The organism is Rhizobium sp. CC1099 (assembly GCF_029714385.1).
Taxonomy (GTDB): domain Bacteria; phylum Pseudomonadota; class Alphaproteobacteria; order Rhizobiales; family Rhizobiaceae; genus Rhizobium.
On record NZ_CP121642.1, the window covers coordinates 269,754 to 288,967 of the forward strand.

At 58.1% G+C, this 19,214-nt stretch carries 14 protein-coding genes and 1 pseudogene; 5 read left to right on the forward strand and 10 right to left on the reverse strand.

Features of this window, described 5'->3' with window-relative positions:
* On the forward strand, positions 1-837 hold the full coding sequence (locus QA644_RS22505) for an alpha/beta hydrolase (protein ID WP_283073413.1): 837 nt from the start codon (positions 1-3) through the stop codon (positions 835-837).
* Positions 838-1,281: 444 nt separating this feature from the next.
* On the opposite strand, the gene QA644_RS22510 is transcribed toward QA644_RS22505, so the two are convergent.
* The 6 genes from QA644_RS22510 to QA644_RS22535 all read right to left on the reverse strand — a co-directional run bounded on the left by QA644_RS22510 (position 1,282) and on the right by QA644_RS22535 (position 7,664).
* Complete coding sequence (locus tag QA644_RS22510; protein ID WP_194731666.1) at positions 1,282-2,172, reverse strand: ribokinase; 891 nt, start codon at positions 2,170-2,172, stop codon at positions 1,282-1,284.
* Positions 2,169-3,041: a MurR/RpiR family transcriptional regulator gene (locus tag QA644_RS22515; RefSeq protein ID WP_283073414.1), complete on the reverse strand. Its 873-nt coding sequence runs from the start codon at positions 3,039-3,041 to the stop codon at positions 2,169-2,171. Before QA644_RS22515 ends, QA644_RS22510 begins: the two co-directional genes overlap by 4 nt.
* Positions 3,038-4,012 carry an ABC transporter permease gene (locus QA644_RS22520; RefSeq protein WP_283073415.1) on the reverse strand — a complete coding sequence of 325 codons (975 nt, stop codon included), beginning with the start codon at positions 4,010-4,012 and terminating at the stop codon, positions 3,038-3,040. The genes QA644_RS22515 and QA644_RS22520 overlap by 4 nt, the downstream gene beginning before the upstream one ends.
* Before the next feature lie 17 nt (positions 4,013-4,029).
* Positions 4,030-5,538: a sugar ABC transporter ATP-binding protein gene (locus QA644_RS22525; RefSeq protein WP_283073416.1), complete on the reverse strand. Its 1,509-nt coding sequence runs from the start codon at positions 5,536-5,538 to the stop codon at positions 4,030-4,032.
* A 63-nt stretch (positions 5,539-5,601) separates the two neighbouring features.
* Entirely contained in the window at positions 5,602-6,648 is a 1,047-nt protein-coding gene (locus tag QA644_RS22530; RefSeq protein WP_283073417.1) for a substrate-binding domain-containing protein, read from the reverse strand.
* 26 nt (positions 6,649-6,674) lie between these two features.
* On the reverse strand, positions 6,675-7,664 hold the full coding sequence (locus tag QA644_RS22535; RefSeq protein WP_283073418.1) for a TIM barrel protein: 990 nt from the start codon (positions 7,662-7,664) through the stop codon (positions 6,675-6,677).
* A 360-nt stretch (positions 7,665-8,024) separates the two neighbouring features.
* Here QA644_RS22535 and QA644_RS22540 point away from each other — a divergent pair.
* Positions 8,025-8,270: pseudogene (locus QA644_RS22540) on the forward strand (XRE family transcriptional regulator); the annotation flags it as partial.
* Between the two features lie 66 nt (positions 8,271-8,336).
* Here the strand turns inward: QA644_RS22540 and QA644_RS22545 are convergent.
* From QA644_RS22545 to QA644_RS22560, 4 genes are read right to left on the reverse strand one after another with little or no spacing between them, the layout of a single operon-like run.
* Positions 8,337-11,372: an FAD-binding and (Fe-S)-binding domain-containing protein gene (locus QA644_RS22545; RefSeq protein WP_283073419.1), complete on the reverse strand. Its 3,036-nt coding sequence runs from the start codon at positions 11,370-11,372 to the stop codon at positions 8,337-8,339.
* A 33-nt stretch (positions 11,373-11,405) separates the two neighbouring features.
* Positions 11,406-12,641, reverse strand: a complete 1,236-nt coding sequence (locus QA644_RS22550; protein WP_283073420.1) for a pyridoxal phosphate-dependent aminotransferase — start codon at positions 12,639-12,641, stop codon at positions 11,406-11,408.
* Between the two features lie 14 nt (positions 12,642-12,655).
* Complete coding sequence (locus tag QA644_RS22555; protein WP_239601478.1) at positions 12,656-14,188, reverse strand: aldehyde dehydrogenase family protein; 1,533 nt, start codon at positions 14,186-14,188, stop codon at positions 12,656-12,658.
* A 46-nt stretch (positions 14,189-14,234) separates the two neighbouring features.
* Positions 14,235-15,629, reverse strand: a complete 1,395-nt coding sequence (locus QA644_RS22560) for a VOC family protein (RefSeq protein WP_283073421.1) — start codon at positions 15,627-15,629, stop codon at positions 14,235-14,237.
* Between the two features lie 107 nt (positions 15,630-15,736).
* On the opposite strand from QA644_RS22560, the gene QA644_RS22565 reads away from it, so the two are divergent.
* The 3 genes from QA644_RS22565 to QA644_RS22575 all read left to right on the forward strand — a co-directional run bounded on the left by QA644_RS22565 (position 15,737) and on the right by QA644_RS22575 (position 19,165).
* A complete protein-coding gene (locus QA644_RS22565) occupies positions 15,737-16,636 on the forward strand; it encodes a LysR family transcriptional regulator (RefSeq protein ID WP_283073993.1) in 900 nt (299 codons plus the stop codon).
* 300 nt (positions 16,637-16,936) lie between these two features.
* Positions 16,937-17,965: a LacI family DNA-binding transcriptional regulator gene (locus QA644_RS22570; protein ID WP_283073422.1), complete on the forward strand. Its 1,029-nt coding sequence runs from the start codon at positions 16,937-16,939 to the stop codon at positions 17,963-17,965.
* Between the two features lie 258 nt (positions 17,966-18,223).
* Positions 18,224-19,165 carry a sugar ABC transporter substrate-binding protein gene (locus tag QA644_RS22575; protein ID WP_133940216.1) on the forward strand — a complete coding sequence of 314 codons (942 nt, stop codon included), beginning with the start codon at positions 18,224-18,226 and terminating at the stop codon, positions 19,163-19,165.
* Positions 19,166-19,214 lie beyond the last annotated feature (49 nt).

A 19,214-nucleotide genomic window follows, 5' to 3' on the forward strand; every position in this document is an offset into this window, starting at 1 on the left:
GTGGCCGCCGATCCGTTCCGCATTCGTGACCATGTCGCAAATTTCGACGATATTGTCGACGATATCCGTACCCGCAGCAGCGCCACTCGCCGCACCGTCGCCATGGAGGCCAACGTGGCCTACGGTCGCGAGTCGGGCGAGACGCTCGATATCTTCCTGCCAAATAGTGCCGGTTCGGGCATGCCGATCCACATGTTCATCCATGGCGGCTATTGGCGTATGTTCTCCAAGGAAGACTATTCCTGCGTCGCTGAGACCATCACCCGCGCAGGCGCGGTCGCCGCTATTGTCGATTATTCGTTGATGCCCATCGCGAGGATGGAGGTCCTGATCGGTCAGGTCCTGAAAGCCAAGGCTTTCCTGCTGGCGCACGCCGATCGCTTTGGCGCCACGCCCGGGAGATTTTCCGTCAGCGGCCACTCCGCTGGTGCACATCTTGCGACCTTTCTCTTCAATCGCTCGGTAGAGCCCTCGGGTGTAATTGCTGCTTTCCTGCTTGGCGGGCTATACGATCTCGAACCCTTGCAGACGTCTTTCCTGCGTGACGAGATCGCCTTGAGCGACGAGGAGGTGCGACGGTTTACGCCGATGCATCGCAAGCACGACACTGCAACGCGCGTAGCTATCGTGACCGGCGAACTGGAGACTAACCCCTTCAAAACCCAGGCAAATGCCTTCAAAGACCTTCTTGCCGCCCAAGGGCTTAAGGTGCGAGCATCGCGCGTTGCTGACGGGGATCACATGAGTACGGTTCGCGATCTCGCCGTCGTTGGCACACCTATAGCGGCGGCATTGCACGCCTTAATTGCCAATGATGCCTGCGAGAAACCGCGGTGAGGATGGCTCAACCGTTCGGCCCTGTCGCAAAAGATATTCGTAGGCTACACTCGACCGCGGGGGCCCTAACAAGAATTATTCAAAATCATACGGTAGGCATCATCCTGATAGGGCGCGCCGAACTATAGCAGCTCTGCCGTGACAGGCGCAGCTCACGCGTCCTTAAGGGCAATTGCCGAAAACACCTCTTGTGCGAGGGCGCGTCAGTGCACCCATGCGATCTCAGCGCGAGCTCCTCCAATAATCGTTGGCAAAGCCGCCGATCGTCATCTCACGCTAAAATAATTATTCCGTCGTGATGGATGGACGATGAGGCCTGCCTTAACCGTCGGCAAACTCCAAATGCGGACGCAACTCAGTGATTTATGCACGCTTCGCGGGGAGGTGCCCGCAACAATGGTGATGAGCATAGGCGTCCCGTTTCGGTGAACAGCCGAATATCAACTACTGAACGGTGTCGCGCGGCGTACTGACAAGCACGGCGGCTGCATGATTGGCGGCGCGGAGCGCGTCCTCCATGCCGGTCCCTCTTGCGATTTCAGCGGCCAGCACGCCGGTGAATTCGTCACCGGCGCCATGGGTGCTGACGAGCCTTACCTTGATAGCCTCGATCAGAAATTCCTTGCCCGACTTCGTCGCGCAGGCAAGGCCCTCGCCCCCCGCTGTGACGACTGCGGCTGGATAAGTTTGGGCAAGCAGACGCGCGGCGTCGAGAGCGCCCGCGAGGGAGTCGAATACGGCGACATCGGTCAGTTGCTCGGCTTCGATGGCATTGACGACGATGACGTCGACCAGTTCGCAGAGTGAGCGAGACAGATCGCGAGCCGGGGCCGCGTTGAGGATGACGCGCCCGCCAGCTGCTTTCATTGCCTTGGCGGCGGCGACATTGGCCAGGTCGGGCACCTCGTTTTGCAGAACAAGTACGCCTTGCTCGCTGAACAGCTCCGCTGCTCGATCCACATCCGATTGTCCGAGGAAGAGATTGCTTCCGGACACGATCACCGCTCCATAGTCGCCCTCGCTGTCGAAGATCGCTACGCTCATGCCGCTGCCAACGTCATCCGCTACCTTGACGAAGCGGTGGTCGACGCCTTGACGACCGAGATTTTCTACGAGCGCGCGGCCGAAGGCATCATCGGCGACCGCGCCAATCATTGCGGTCCGGATGCCGGTCTTCGCCGCCGAGACCGCCTGGTTGCCGCCCTTGCCACCGCACTTCGGGTGCCAGCTCTCTCCCGCCACTGTTTCGCCTTTTCGCGGTCGCGCCGGGCCATGCACCATGATGTCATAGTGCAGACTTCCGAAGACAATAACGGAGGGGGAGGCGATCGTCATACGATCTTGTCCTTGCGTTTTGATGCCACCGCCGACATCGTTTTTTCGAGGTTCTTTTCCGCGGCGTCGTAGTTGCGTTGAGCGACCGCGACAAAGAGCGCGTCGAGAATGTTGAGCTGGGCGATCCGGGCAGCAGCGTTTTCGCCCATCAGAGGGGAGCCCTGGGCCGTCGAGCAGAGAACGATGTCGGCGATCTGCGCCAAGGGCGAGCCCCCGTAATTGGTGATCGCGATCGTTCGTGCGCCACTCCTTCTGGCCAGCTGCACTGCATCGATTACTGCCGTGGTGTTGCCGGAATGAGAGAAGGCGAGCGCCACATCATCCGCTCCCAGCAACGAAGCCGACATCAGCATCATGTGAGAATCGTCCTGCACGTTCGCTCTTACCCCGATCCGCAGGAACTTATGGGCAACATCTCTCGCGATCTGGGCAGACCCGCCGACGCCATAGAAATCCCTCTGCTCAGCCTTCGCAAGGAGGTCCGCCGCTCTGTCGAAAGCATCGACGTCCAGGATCGCCAGCGTTTCCTCGAGCGCATGGATCGAGGTCCTGAATACCTTCTGGATGATCTCCCGCGAGCTATCTTCAACGGAAAGCTCCTGATGCATCTCGGCCGTCGGAAGCTTGTTGTAGTTCGACACCGCCGAGCGGAAATCCCGGTAGCCGTTGAAACCGAGCTTTTTAGTGATCTTCACCACCATGGCCTCGGATACCCCGGCTTCGGTGGCGATGTCCTTGAGCGCGGTGTCCTCCGAGAAATCGCGCAATCCGAACACAGTTTCCACGACCCGTGCTTCCAAAGGGGTGAGCCGAGGCATCATCATCCGGATACGTGGGCCCACCGCCTTGAGATCATTTGCAGAATTCATCCTCTACCCCTTGTGACGCGATCGATCATCATCGCGACCAGGATAATAAGACCAGTGGCCAGAAGTTGATAGAAGGCCTGAACGTTCATCAGCGTCAGTCCGTTGCGCATCGCGCCGAGGATGATCGCACCGAAAATAGTGCCCATGACGCTTCCCTTGCCGCCCATGAGGGATGCCCCGCCGATCGCGGCCGCTGCGATCGCGTCGAGTTCCCAGAGATTGCCAAGGATGGGCTCCGCTGCGCCAAGGCGACCGATCAGGATCATGGAGGCCAGGGCGGCGAGGACGCCCGAAATCACATAGGCGGTGATTTTGGTGACGGCGATCGGCACGCCCGCGACATAGGCCGCTTCCTCGTTGCCACCGACGGCTAGAAGGTATTCGCCAAGTGGAGTCTTCTTGAGCAGGATCCAAGCGAGAAGGGCTACGACAGCGACCATGATAACGGGATTGGGGATGCCCATCAGCGAACCGTTGAACAGTGCTCGGAAGCCCTGGGGAACGCCAAGCACCGGATTGCCGCCCGTATAGATCAGCGCAATGGCGCGATAAGTGCTCAGCGTACCAAGGGTGACGATGAAGGGCTGCAGTCCGGCGTAGGCGACGAGAACACCGTTGACGAGACCGCAAATGACACCGATGCCGAGGCCGGCCAGGATGGCGAGAGGAACGGGTATGCCCGCAACAAGCAGCGTCGCTGTGATCACGGCGGCGATCGCCGCGGTAGGGCCGACCGAAAGATCAATGCCGCCAGAGATGATCACCAGCGTCATCCCGAGGGCCAGGCAGGCATTGATGCTCGATTGCTGCAGGATGTTGAGCAGATTTCGCTGGGATAGAAAGTCAGGGGCAAGCAAGCCGAAGAGCACCACGATGGTAATCAGGCCGATCAACGTGCCGGCATCTCGTACCGAGAAAGATCCGAACAGTTTGGACGAGGGCACTGCGGCATTCTGGGTCGTGTCAGACATGGAATTGTTCCTGTTGGTCATGCCGCGCCAGGGCGACTGTCGGCCTTCCCGACGGCATGGGAGACGATGGTTTCTTCGGAAAGCTCGTCGCGACCGAGTTCTGCGACGATAATGCCGTCACGCATGACGAGGACGCGGTCGGAGACCCGCATCACTTCGGGAAGCTCTGAGGAGACGACGATCACCGAATGACCTTCTGCAGCGAGGGCCTCGATCAGGTGGTAGATTTCGGATTTCGCGCCAACGTCGATGCCTCGCGTCGGTTCGTCGAACAACAGGATGCGCGAGTCCGCCGCCAGCCACCGTGCGATGATCGCCTTCTGCTGGTTGCCGCCACTAAACAACCTGATCTGCCGATCGAGCTGGAATGGTCTGAGGTTGACGCGTTTGAGCAGGTCTTCTGCAGTCCGCTTGAGTTTCCGGTGGTTGATGAACCCGCCTTTCGAGAAACGGTTCATCGATGGCAGCGCCATGTTGATGGTGACGGACCGGCCGGGAATGATGCCTTCGCGCTTGCGCTCTTCGGGAAGGAGGCCGATGCCTGCGGCAATGGCCGCGCGTGGATTGGAGAGAGTGAGCAGCTTCCCGTCGACCTTGACGGTGCCCGACGTCACCTTGTCGGCACCTGAGAGCGCGCGCAAGAGTTCAGTCCTGCCCGAACCAACGAGACCCGCCACGCCCAGGACCTCGCCTTTGTGAAGGTCAAAGGATATGTCGCGGACGCGAGCCGTGTTGAGGTTCCGCACCTCGACACTCGCCGTCGTCGTTGCGTGCGAGTGGTGCTCCTCGGCCAGGAGCTCGCGGCCAACCATCATCGCGATGACCTCGGCCGTTGCGGTTTTCCTCAGATCGACTATCCCGACGACCTTACCGTCGCGCATGACCGTGGCGCGCTGGCAGACGCAGAACACCTCGTCCATCTTGTGGGACACGTAGATGATTGAGACGCCGCTCGCAGCCAGCCGCTCGATGATATCGGCCAATCGTTCGAATTCGCTCGGTGTCAGGCTCGACGTGGGTTCGTCCATGGCGATGATCTTCGCCTTGTCCAACAGCGCGCGGGCGATCTCGACGACCTGCCGCTGCGCAACCTTCAGCGTGGAAATGGGAGCGGCCGGATTGATGGAGGGATCGATCATCGCGAGCGCCTCGGCTGCGCGCCGTTCCTGCTCCCGGCGATTGACCACGATGCCGCCGAAACGGGTCAGCGAGTGACCGAGGAACATGTTCTGCGCCACAGTGAGATGCGGCACCTGTTGAAGCTCCTGGTGGATCATGGCGATCCCGGCCTGGCGAGCACTTTCGGGACGCTTGAAGTGATGGGCGGCGCCGTCGACCCTGACTTCCCCTTCCGTCGCACGAAAGACACCGGACAGGATTCGAAGCAATGTCGACTTTCCCGCGCCGTTCTCACCGAGCAGCGCATGGATCTCACCGGGCGCGACGTCAAAGGAGACGTCGGAGAGCGCTTTGACGCCGGGAAAGACTTTGGAGATATTCTCGAACGCCAATCTGGGAGCAGCCATGGAAATCCAACCTTTGAGAGTTTGGACGGCCGGCCATGCCGACCGTCCCGCTTGGGAGGCGTTTTACTTTCCGGCCGCTTTCATCAGCACCGAGCGCACATCGACACTTTCGCCTTGGAAGTCGTTGATGTTGTCCTTGGTGATGAGAGCCTGTGGCGTTGCGACAACCCGCGGCAGCTTCTGGCCCGCGACGAGGCGGAGCGCCACTTCCATCGCCACTTCACCCGTCAACACTGGGAAGCTGTCGACTGTACCCGTCAGTTCGCCCGCCGCGATCGACTTGTAGGCATCAGAGATGCCGTCCGTGCCGAAGACGACGACCTTGTCCTCCAGGCCCACGGCTTTCACGGCCTCGACAACGCCAAGCGCCATGCCATCGTTGTTGCAGTAGAAGCCGACGAGGTCGGGATGCTGCTGGAGGATATTGGTTGCCGCATCATAGGACATCTGGCGATCCCAATTGCCGGGCACGCTCGCGACGACAGTGAATTTGCCGCCTTCTTCGATCGTGCTCTTGAAGCCGTCAGTGCGCTGGACGGCTGCATAAACACCCGCCTGACCCTCGACTATTGCGACTTTGCCGCCATTCGGACGGTTCTCGATGAACCATTTTGCGACTCGGACGCCGTTGTCTCGCTGGACATTGCCGACGTAATGCTCCGCCTGCGGGATTACAGCATCGTTGACGTTAACGACAGGCACGTTGGCGGCCTTCGCCTGTTCAATGACGGGCTGGAGGTTGGCGTCGGTTTGCGGCGACACCAGCAGCACGTTGTAGCCCTGGGTGACCATGCCCTCGGCGATCGTCAGCTGGCCGAGCTGGTCACCCTCGCTCTGGGCGGCCTGATAAGCCACCGTCGCGCCGACTTTGTCCGCGAACTTCTGATAGCCTTCGCCGAGCGAACGCCAGTATTCATTGGTCAGGGTCTTGGAGACGCCACCGACCTTGAAGCCCTCGGGCAGCTTCGGTAGCGCACCGAGTGTCGTTTCCAGTTTGGACCAGTCCATGCGGTCTGGTTCAGAATCCGAATTGAGCGGCTTGAGTTCCTGTGCTGTCGCGATGCCAGCACAAAGGGTTGCGGCGAGAGCCACAGCGAAAATTCTCTTCATGTTTTCCTCCCGGAGGGTTTGGTGGTTCAGTGCTCCGCGCCGAACATCAGCTCCTGTACGATGGCCTGCGTAGAAACGGCGTCCTGTCGGTCAATCGCACTTGCGAGGCGATTGTCCTGCTCGAGGCGGTCGACGACCTTCAACATCCGCTGGACGGTCTTGATGTTGACCTCGCATTCGTGGACCGGATCGAGCCCGGTCATATCGGGGAACGTGTCGAAATAAATCGCGCCGTCATAGCCGTCGCGCCTGATCTGGCGGAGTAACTCGATGGTCTGAAGCGTGTGGACCGCGCCGACCATTAGGCCGTCGTCACGCTTTGCGTAGCCGTCATTGAGATGGACACCAAGCACGCGGCTGTGGCGGGCGATCAAGGCGGCAGCGAATGCAGGCTGCTCATCGGCGTAGAGCACATGCGCGAAGTCCAGCGTGACGCCCAGGTTCTTCGCACCGACTTCCTTGATGGCGAGCAACGTCGTGGCCGCATCGGGCATCAGGCTATAGGAGCGGGGCTCGTTCGGCTTATACTCGATCGAGATCAGGCAATCGGGATCGTGCTCACAAACTTCACGGATTCCATCTATTTCGTGTTGCCAAATCTTCTCATAATCGGCCTGGAATGCATAATCGAAGCCGTCTTGGCCAAGCCATATCGTCATCAAGCTCGATCCGGCTTCACGGGCGGCATCGATCCCTTTCTTCGTCAGATCGATCGCCTCGCGCCGGACGGCTTCATCCGGATGTGTGAAAGCGCCGAGCTTAAAGGCAGGATTTGTATAGTAGCGCATAGCGAAGCCATTGATCGAAAGCCCGAGATTGCTGAGCTTTTGCGCAAGTTCCTTGGGATTCTCACTCACGTGGTCGGGATAGTTCAGGTCGAGGTCGGTCAGGCCTTTCACCCGGGCGGCGCGGTTGGCCATCTGCACGACCGACGGCTTTGTAGACTGGCCCGGCCATTCCCGATGAGCGGCGGAAGCAAATGAATTGAGGCGGGTGGCAAAGCGTGTCGGGTTCAAGGCATCGGTCCAATCTGTGAAGTTATACACTACTTCACAGATTATGATATCTTTGTAAAGTATGAATCCTTTTTCGGTGTAGGAATTGTGTGCTGCGTTGCAAAATGCAGACACTACCTGACTTCTTGTGCGGCAGGTTGATGCCGCTGAGTTGGTTAGCCCGAAGGTCCAATTTCAGGGTTCGATCTGCTCAGTGATCCCAAGTGCGTCGTCAACTTCTGGCCGGCTACGAGACGGTGCTTTCGAGCCTCGCGGCAGCAATAGCTGAGCAGCGCGCAGATTTCCGGTCTTCTAGCAAATCTGCGTAAGGCACACTCGGCCGATGCTCCAAGATTGCAGGGTCAACAGTTGGATTCCCATCAAGAGCCGCTGGCTCGCGAGGATATATTTCCGGTAGAGGAAGTGGCCGAGCCGGCTGATGCGCTGCAGGCCGCGTTGGCCCCCGCACGGGAACGCGGCCGACGTCGCGTGGCGGAAATCCTCGCCGAGGACGACATGCTGAGCGCGGAAGCGTTCGCGGATCTGCTCACTACAAATCGTCACAATGGACAGGTTCTCGGTCTCCACGGGGCCAAACGGGGTTTCCGTTTCCCGTCATGGCAACTCGTTATGGACCGCTGCTATCGAACCTCACAACAGCAACTCAGCCTCTGGCTGATTCAGAACGACACTTCAATCGAGCATAGTGTAGATCACCTCTAGCGGGTGAGGTAGAGACCTACCATCGATCAACTTTGCCTGGCATCGGCACGAATACCCTGTGGCCATGACGACCTTGTTTTCTGATGCTTCAGCTACAGATGGCGCCCAACTCATAGCGTAAAGCTGCTCCGAGATACCGCGGTTGCGGACCTCGTGACCAAAGGTCCCGGCCATTCCGCAACATCCTACATTTTCTACATGCACACTTGCGCCAAGAGCCTGAAAAACCGACTTCCACTGGTTTGAGGCGGACGGAAGGTTGCTACGCTCGGTACAATGAGGAAGGAGGCTGTATTCGCGTGACGGCGATGGAATAGGTTTAATCGATTGCCTGCTCAAATTCTCTGCAAGCCATTCTTGCGGAAGAAGAACGGTCGCCTTGCGACCACTCGTCCGTAATCCGTGATACTCGCTGCGGTAAACAAGCGTCATTGAGGGATCCAACCCAACGAGAGCAACGCCGGCGTCTGCTAGGGCTCGGAGGTAACGTTCCGTCTTTGCGGCAGCTTTCTCGAAACGACCGAGGTACCCATGAACGTGTAATGCTTTACCATTCTGATGGCATGCGGCGAGATACGGGATCAAGTCCAGCTTACGAGCAACGCGAATGGCTGCAATCGGCACGTTTGGTTCGAAATGGGATGTGAAGCTGTCGAAAACAAATACGACAACCCGATCCTTTTCATCTGGCGATAGCTTCTCGATCTCTCTCGCGTGAGCGATCTCGACACCCAAACGGCGGACTTCCTGGGAAAATGAGCGCCGCGGTAGAAGTGGAAGCGCCGTCAACCCAATCGCTCGCATCAGCCGCTTGCCAGGCGATGTGCCGGCGACGAGATTGTAGAGCGGACGGATCCGCGCCATCAAAGGGAGGGTGGTTTCGATACCGGAAACCACCGAGTCCTTTAGTGGACGCAAGTAACGGCCATAATACAGCTCCAGAAACTTAGAACGGAACGCCGGCACACTGACCTTCACGGGACACTGCCCGGCACAAGCCTTGCACGCAAGGCAGGTGTCCATTGCTTCTCGCACCTCGTGGGAAAAGTCGTTACGGTTTCTCGGGTTAAGGCTGTTTATAACACGTGCCGTCAGGCTCAAGAGTGGGTGTCGCCGGCGCAGACGTACGGACTCTCTGCGTGGATCAATGCCCTTCTCGCCAAGCAGTCGCAGCCATTCCCGCACAAGCATGGCGCGTCCTTTTGGCGAGTATCGCCGATCGCGGGTCGCCTTGTAGGAGGGACACATGGGGCTCGTCTCGTCGAAGTCGAAACAAGCGCCATTGCCGTTGCAATAGGCGGCATTGTCGAAGGCGGCGCGTATTTCGTTACCGATTATGCGATCGAAAGCGCCCCTTAAAGGTACTTCGTCGATCTTGAGCAGTGACGCGGTGGACGGCGCGGCGATCTTGCCCGGGTTGAGGCGGTTGTTCGGATCGAAAGCCCGTTTGATGTCTTGGAGGCAAGGGTAAAGGTCGCCGAAGAATTCCGGCACATATTCCGAGCGCACGCCCTTACCGTGCTCGCCCCACAGAACGCCGCCGTGTTTGCGAGTGAGCGCCACTACGGCGTCGCTGATCTGGCGCAGCAAAGGTACGTGATCGTCACGGGTCAAGTCGAGTGCCGGCCGTACGTGCAGCACCCCTGCGTCGACATGACCGAACATCCCGTAGGAGAGGCCCGCCCTGTCAAGTAGCGCGCGAAATTCACGGATATAGGCAGCCAAGTTCTCGGGCGGGACAGCTGTATCCTCGACGAAGGCGACCGGACGGACGGGGCCGTCCACATTGCCGAGCAAGCCGACAGCGCGCTTGCGCATATTCCATACCGCCTCGACGTCGGCATGCCCGCGGACCACAGTATAGCTGAGGCGGTTGATATCCAGTCCCTCATCGAGCACCGCCGTGACCGCTTCAAGCTTTCGTTGGAGTTCGGCCTCATCGTCGGCCAGCACCTCGACGAGATTGATGCCGTTTGCCACGCCTGTGTGGCTCTCAGGGAAGAACCGGGCTATGTCGGTCCAGACGATATCGTTCTTTGCAAGCCCCAGCACCTTCTCGTCGATCGTCTCGACAGAGGCAACATTGAGGGCGCTTAGGGTGCGAGCGTCTTCCAGCGCGGCGTTGAAGTCGCTGTAGCGGATGTTGACGAGGGCGGCCTGCGCCGGGATCGGCATAAGATTGAGTTCTGCCTCGGCGATCATGGCAAGGGTGCCTTCCGAGCCGCACAGAACGGCGTTCAAATCGAAGCGGCCGTCGGCGCGACGGATATGAGCTAGATCGTAGCCTGTCATGTAGCGATTGAGGTTGGGAAAAACCTCCTCTATGCGATCGCGCTTTTCTCGTGCGATGCGCTCAACCGTCCTGTGAACGTCGCCGATTCGGTCACCCCTCGCCAGGGTCTTGGCAAGCGCTTCTTCATCCATCGGACGCGACCACCAGTCAGAGCCGTCCATGAGCACGATACGAAGCCCAAGCACGTGATTCGAGGTCTTGCCGTAAAGGCACGACCCTTGGCCGCAGGCGTCGGTCGAAACCATGCCACCGATTGTGGCCCGGTTCGAGGTTGAAAGCTCCGGCGCGAAGAACAATCCGTGTGGCTTCAAGGCTCGGTTCAACTGGTCCTTGACAATACCTGCCTGAACTCGGGCGACCTTTCTCGCCGGATCAATTTCCAGGATCCGGTTCATGTACCGCGAGCAGTCCACCGCGATACCGGAGGTGAGCGACTGTCCGTTCGTCCCCGTGCCGCCCCCACGCGGGGCGATGGTGAGATCCGCGAAACGAGGATCGGAAAGCGCTTTTGCAATCTTCTTCAGGTCGTCGGCATCTCGCGGAAACAGAATTGCTGCCGGGTTTACCTGGTAGATAGAATTGTCAGTCGCGAAGACAGAGCGCGACGTTGCGCGCTGTTCCACGTCGCCATTGAACCCGACTTCGACGAGCCTCTCGATGAAGCCGGGCGGCAACTGCTGTTTTCCAAAACCGGAATGGAGGCGCGGTATCATCAGTTTATACGCACCCCGAACCAGGCAATGACATCAATTCTGCAATGCAGAGCAAGCATGCTTGATACGATTGAGTGCTTCCATCAATTCGGCTTCCGAAGTCGCGTACGAAATCCGAAAATAGGGAGATAGGCCAAAGGCCGAGCCAGGGACGACCGCGACGTGGGCCTCTTCTAGAAGATAGTCGGTGAAGTCATGGTCGGCTTCAATCTTCTTACCTTTCGGTGTCAGTTTGCCCAAAACGTCGGCGCAACTGGAAAAAGTATAGAAAGCACCCTCAGGAGTACGGCAATCCAACCCGTCGATTTCGTTCAGGCGCTCGACAACAAGATCGCGGCGACGACGGAAGCTCTCCTGTCTCTCTTTCAGAAACGCCTGGGGTCCGTTCAGAGCCTCGACCGAGGCAGCCTGGCTGACCGAACAGGGGCAGGACGTCGCCTGGCTCTGGATCACCGCCATCGCTTTGATCAAAGCCTTCGGGCCACCCGCATAACCGATGCGCCAGCCCGTCATCGCGTAGGCTTTCGATACACCGTTGATCGTCAACGTGCGATTCTTCAGTCGAGGCTCGATCGCGACAGGTGTCGCAAATGCGAAATCCTCGTAGACGATGTGCTCGTACATGTCGTCGACCATCAACCAGACATGCGGATGACGGATCAAAACATCCAGGAGGGGGCGGTAATCCTCGGCGGTGTAGGCAGCGCCCGATGGATTGGACGGCGAGTTAAGAAGAATCCAACGGGTTTTTGATGTGATTGCCTTTTCCAGCTGTTCGGCCTGGAGACGGAAGTTGGCCTTGGCGTCGCACGGGATAAGGACTGACACACCACCGCAAATCTCGACGATGTCGGAATAGGAAGTCCAGTAAGGCGTCGGGATGATCACTTCGTCGCCGGGATCGAGCGTCGCCATAAAGGCGTTGAAGAGGATCTGCTTGGCGCCTGTCGCAACCGTAACCTCGTTGATATCGTAGTCGATGCCGTTTTCCCGTCTGAACTTTTCGACGATCGCCTTCTTCAGGGCCGGCGTGCCGTCCAGAGCGGTGTATTTCGTTTCGCCAGCGTCGATGGCGGCCTTAGCAGCCTCCTTGACGTTCTCCGGCGTATCGAAATCGGGCTCGCCGGCTCCCAGCACGATGACCGGCAGACCATCGCGCTTCATTGCAGCGGCGCGTGCGCCGATCTGGAGAATCTTCGAAACGCCAACCGAGGCGATCCGTGAAGCCGGTTTGAAGCCCGCTTCTTCGATTTTTGTTGAGATCGTCATGAAACGCGCCATTCCTATTCGATGTCAAAAGAAACGCCCTGTGCCAGGGGCAGCGACTTCGAATAGTTGATCGTGTTCGTCGTACGGCGCATGTAGGCTCTCCAGGCGTCGGAGCCGGATTCACGGCCGCCTCCCGTTTCCTTTTCGCCTCCGAACGCACCGCCGATCTCTGCACCCGACGTGCCGATGTTCACGTTGGCGATACCACAATCGGAGCCATCGGCAGCTACGAATCGCTCGGCTTCCCTCATGTCGAGGGTGAAGATCGAGGAAGACAAGCCCGCACCCACCGCATTGTGATCGGCGATGACCGCATCGAAATCGCTATATCTCATGACGTACAGAATAGGTGCGAAGGTTTCTTCCAGAACCGGGCCTTCATGCTTGGGCATTTCGACAAGCGCCGGCTTGACGTAGAATGCCAGATCGTGACCGACATCCACACGTTGCCCACCCAAAACGGTGCCTCCGTGCGCCTTGGCTTCAACAAGTGCCTTCTGCATGTTTTCAAAAGCGATTTTGTCGATCAGCGGTCCGACCAACGCTGTCGACTGCAGCGGATCCCCAACAGAGACGCTCTCATAGGCCTTTTTCAGGCGCGGTACGAGCTGATCATAGATGCTTTCATGGACGAACAGGCGACGCAACGTCGTGCACCGCTGGCCAGCCGTGCCCATCGCGCCAAAGGCGATGGCTCGAAGCGCCATGTCGAGATCAGCTGACGGGCATACGATGCCGCCGTTGTTGCCGCCAAGTTCCAAGATGGCGCGAGCGAAACGCTTGGCCAGCCGCGGGCCGACGTCGCGGCCCATGCGAGTGGAACCCGTCGCTGACACGAGCGGAACCTTTGGATGATCAACGAGCACTTCACCGATCGCTCGATTGCCGATCAGAACCTGGGAGAGGCCTTCCGGAGCCTCGCCATAACGCTTGAGGGCGCGTTCGAGAATCGCCTGCGACGCCAATGCTGTAAGCAGCGACTTCTCCGATGGTTTCCACACGATGCTGTTGCCGCAGACCAAAGCCAATGCTGCGTTCCAGGCCCAAACGGCGACCGGGAAATTGAAAGCGGAAATGATGCCGATGACACCGAGGGGATGCCAGGTTTCCATCATACGGTGGCCCGGGCGCTCGGTAGCAATTGTGAGACCGTAAAGCTGGCGGGAAAGGCCGACAGCGAAATCGCAGATGTCGATCATTTCCTGCACTTCGCCCAATCCCTCGGAAGGAATTTTGCCTGCTTCGATCGAAACGAGCCGGCCCAAATCCGTTTTGGCGGCACGTAGTTCCTCGCCGAGGAGACGGACAAGTTCGCCACGCTTCGGAGCGGGCACGAGGCGCCACGTCTGGAAGGCTTCGTGAGCCTGTTCGATCACCTTGGTCGCCTCTGCCGAACTCATCGCTTTCAGCTTGCCCGTTTGTTCGCCGGTAATCGGAGAGAAGGCAACGATGTCGCCTTCGGTGTAACGTGATTTTGCCACGCCGAGGCGGCCGAGTATCGCGGCGGCTTCTTCAGTAACGGAAACAGTCTTTACGGAAACGTTCATTTTGGGACTCCAGGTCGGCTTCTGCTTGCGCGATTTCTGTGACGGTTCACTCGGCGGCGGGACGATTTTTCAGTTGCGAGATGCAGGCATCCAGTGAAGCTTTCTCAATTTGCGCATAATGATCAAATTCGTTCAGCACTTGCGCACCGAGGTCTGCTTCGAAGCGCTTTTGATTTGGACTCGCCACGAATTCCTGCTGAGCGCCGTCGCCAAGATTCGACTGGAAAATGCCGGCTGCGCTGACGGGAAGGAAATCCTCGTAAACGATGGGATCAAACTGGATCAGGCCGTCTGCAATGAGGGATTCTATGCTTGCACCCGGCAGCACAGAGCCCTTCTTCCCTTTCTCCGTAAGCGAGTAACTGAAATACCCTAGCCCATCAGCGCGGATGGCCGCCCAGTTGTCGGGGAACGCATGAAAAATTTGCGCAAGCGCCGCTTCGTAGGCCTTGGCGTTCGAGCCATCCGCAGCCGGACGCACAACCTTGCGGGATTCGTCGAGAAGCTTGTCGTAAAGACCCCTGCCTTTTGGGGTAAGGGCAATGCCCCGCTGTTCGATCTCGCCGAAGCGCGCCGTATGGGAGCCGGCTTTCCAGCCTCCCCGACCGTCCTCAAATGACACCTTTTCTTCAAGCGCCTTAAAAGAGGTCTGGCGCAGCAGGACCGGGCAGTCGCGCGTCGGCGGTCCTTCAACGACCGCTTTCGGGGAAATCCCGTATTCGGGCATCAGCGCTTGCACCTTGTCGATATCAAGCGTGCGAGGGGTGAGGTGGTTGATGTGTGGTCCCTTGAAGGAAACGACATCGGCGATCAGGCGATGGGCATCGTGCAGACGATGATACAAATCGGCATCGACTATAGCTTTGTCATGCCAGCGGAATGTCTCCAACACTTCCGCAACGAAACGATCCGCATCCTCTTTGCACAGCCCACCTTCGACTTCCGCCTTTTTGGTCAGCTCGACTGCGCCGCTGGTGAAAATCTGCCGCTTGGCGAGAATGTCGGCCGCTTCTTTGCGCAAGGTCTCGTCCGCGATAATGTCGAGGCGAAGCAAAGACGTAAAGACGCGAAAAGGGTTGCGCTTAAGGGCTTCCTCGCCGACCGGTCGAAACGCAGTCGAATGGACGGGCACTCCTGCCGTGGATAGATCGTAGTAGCCAACCGGATACATACCCATGACCGCAAAGACGCGCCGCATCATCGCAAGCTCGTCCGCCGTGCCCAAGCGGATTGCGCCGTGACGCTCCTCAGATATCCGATCAAGATTGTCTGTCGCTTCAAGGCGAGCCCTAAGTTCGGGCTTGGCGGCAAGTGCTTCCTTGTTAACCCGGGCCACAAGATCCATCAGAGTTCCGTAAGCAGGGACCTCGGTGCGATACATGGCCGACATCGCTCCAGAAAACGCCGCGCGGATGTCGCTCGACGTGACATGCTTCGTCATTGTTTTAGACCTTTGAAGAGTTTGTGACTTGATGCTGGAAATGCAATATACTCTTCTGTGGCAGCCACGTGTTGTGACTTGTGCGGCTAACTTTATGCGAAAATGGAATAGGTATGCGCCGAAGCCTAGTGCCAGACATTGTGACCCTTCAAGCGTTTGAATGTGCGGCCCGCCACGCGAATTTTTCTCGCGCAGCAGAAGAGCTAAACCTGACCCAGAGCGCGATTAGCCGCCAGATTGCAGATCTGGAGCGACAGACTGGCCTCAAGCTTTTCGAGCGCATTCGTCAACGTGTCATCCTTTCTGAGGCCGGACAAAGGCTACTGCCGGAGGTCAAGGATCTTCTTGCACGATCGGAACGGCTTATGATCGATGCCGCGGCAGCAGGTCGGACGCGCGCATCGCTAAAGATAGCGACACTTCCAACCTTCGGCGCGAAATGGCTCGTCCCCCGCCTTGGGCGTTTCCTCGCGACGCATCAAGATGTTGCGCTAACGATTGAATCTCGTTCGAAGCCGTTCAGCTTCATGGAGGATAGTTTCGATCTCGCTATCCACTACGGACAACCTATATGGGCAGGTGGCACCCCAACGTTCCTCTGCCATGAGACCGTGATGCCGATAGCAAGTTCAGCACTCGCCGAACGGGCGAGGCAAGAGGCAGCAGGCGATCTCTCTACCATTCCATTGCTACACCTCACCACGCGGCCAAAGCTATGGTCGGACTGGTTTCGAATACAAGGTTCGATCGTAGAAAATGCATATGTCGGGCTCCGATTTGACCAGTTTTCGATGATGGTGGCAGCAGCGATAGCCGGGCTCGGTGCGGCGCTTCTGCCAACTTATCTGATAGAGGAGGAGCTAGAGACCGGCATGCTCCTACCCCTGACGTCCAGCACGATGAGAACCGAAAACGCGTATTACGTCGTCCGCCCTGAGGAAAAACAGAGCCTTCCCATCGCCGATGAGTTTCAGGAGTGGCTACGCTCTGAAGTACAAGACGATTAAATGCGTGCGGACAACGGATCATCATCCAACCGGTCAACCATCGCGGCATTTTGCCAGACATGCAGCGTCTCTCGGCGGATCGTCGGTCCAAACGATGACCTTGCAGTGACCTCACGATTCTAGACTTGACGCCCGCGGCGAGGCGGCGTGACGCATCAAACTCCACTTACATCGTGAGCGAAGGGGCTGCAGCTAGAACAAGGACAGATATTTTTTGCATTGCTGATTGGTTTCTCTCAATCCGCATGACAATCTATGTCACATTGTGAAGAAACCCTATCTTTCCCTGAGGTGATTTCGATGAAGCGTCCCACGATTGCGGACGTCGCAGAAGCGGCTGGCGTTAGCGTTGCAACAGTCGATCGCGTGTTAAATGCCCGACTCCCCGTGCGCGAAGAAACATCAAAACGGGTGTTCTCTGCTGCCGAGCGGGTCGGATTCCACGGCACAAATATAATTCGGCAGCGAATGCTGGCAGATTTGCCTTCCTACAATCTGGGCGTGGTTTTGCGCAAAGAACGCCACGCGTTCTATCAAGCATTTGCCGAAGAACTGCAGGCCGCCGCACGTGCGGTCAAGGACCGGCGTCTTCAAGTGCATGTGCAGTTTGCAAAGTCCGGTGAGCCCGGTGAGATTTCGGAGCTGCTGCTCGGCATGAAGGGAAAGGTACAGGCAGTTGGTGCTATCGGACCAGACCATCATGACGTCACATCGGCGGTGAGCGCTCTCAAATCCAAGGGTATTCCTACCTTCTCGCTGCTTTCCGACTTTGCCCAAGGCGTGCGGGAGGCATATCTCGGCACGAACAACATGAAAGTGGGGCGGACCGCCGCATGGCTCCTGTCCAAGCTGTCGCACTCACCTGGCAAACTGCTCCTGCTTCTAGGTGGTCACCGATTTCACGGGCATTCGCTACGCGAGACTGGATTTCGCAGTTATATGCGGGAATACGCTCCGGAGTTCGAGGTGCTGGATGCGCTAATCAACCTTGAAACCCGGCGCTTGACGTATGAATTGCTGATGGACGCCGTTTCTCGCCATCATGACCTGGTGGGTGTTTACTGCATCGGGGGCGGGATGGAAGGCGCGATCGAAGCTTTGCAGGAAACGAACAAAGGCGAAAAGATCGGCTGCCTCGTCAATGAACTGACGCCGGAATCACGACAGGCGCTACTTGAACGGCGCATCACCGGCGTATTTCAGACGCCACTGCGTGAATTATGCGCTGACCTCATTGCCACCATGGTTCATACGATCGAACAAGGCATGGCAGAAACGCCGGGACAACGCTTCCTCCCTGCACAGCTTTGGGTGCCTGAGAGTCTGTGATGGTTTGATGGATTCTATCATGCCCAGCTGCATTGTTTCTATCAGCGCTGATAGCCGGTAACCGTCAAGAGACGTTGACCACGGCCCTCCACTAGGAAATTGTCCTGCCGGGTGGTGGAGACAGGAGGCTGCCCCACCGGGATAACTAAAATCCTGACCAACCGATGATGGAGATCATTGATCTTCGTCAGCGAATTCTTGTTGCCAAATGACTGACTGGGGCTTTTGGCCCCGCGATAACCTCTGGAGGAGAATGAAATGAAAAAGCACCTGATTATTGCAGCTTTCGCCAGCATGTTGGCGACGACCGCGTCGGCCGAGACGATCGGCGTCTCGATGGCGCTCTTCGACGATAATTTTCTCACGGTTCTTCGAAACGGCATGACCGACTACGCCAAGACCCAGGACGGCGTTACACTTCAGATCGAGGATGCGCAAAACGACGTTGGTAAGCAGCTCAGCCAGGTCCAAAACTTTGTCGCCTCTGGCGTCGACGCCATTATCGTCAATCCAGTTGATACGGATGCGACCGTTGCGCTCTCGCAGGCCGCCGATGCGGCAGGTATTCCGTTGATTTATGTCAACCGTCAGCCAGTAAACGTGGACCAGCTTCCCGAAAAGCAGGCCTTTGTGGCTTCCGACGAGAAAGAGTCCGGAACGCTCGAAACCAAGGAAGTTTGCCGCCTTCTGAAGGAGGCTGGGAAGACAGAGGCGAAAGCCGTCGTCATGATGGGCGAGCTCTCCAACCAGGCCGCCCGCATGCGCACGCAGGACATCAAGGACGTGATTGCGACACCCGAGTGCAGTTTCATCAAGATCGTTGAGGAGCAGACCGCCAACTGGTCGCGCACACAGGGCGCCGACCTGATGACCAACTGGCTATCTGCCGGCGTGGAGTTTGACGCTGTCATTGCCAACAACGATGAGATGGCAATTGGCGCGATCCAGTCGCTGAAAGCTGCCGGAAAAGACATGAAAGACGTGATTGTCTCCGGCGTGGACGCCACTCAGGACGCGCTTGCTGCCATGGCCGCTGGCGACCTCGATGTCTCCGTCTTCCAGAACGCTGCGGGGCAGGGAAAGGGCGCTGTAGATGCGGCTCTGAAGATTGCGCGCGGCGAGACCGTCGAGAAGAAAGGCTATGTGCCGTTCGAACTCGTTACGCCGGCAAATCTCAAAGACTACCAGGCCAAGAACTAAAACAGATCGTAGCGTCGAAGGAGGCGGATATGCCGCCTCTTTCGATTTC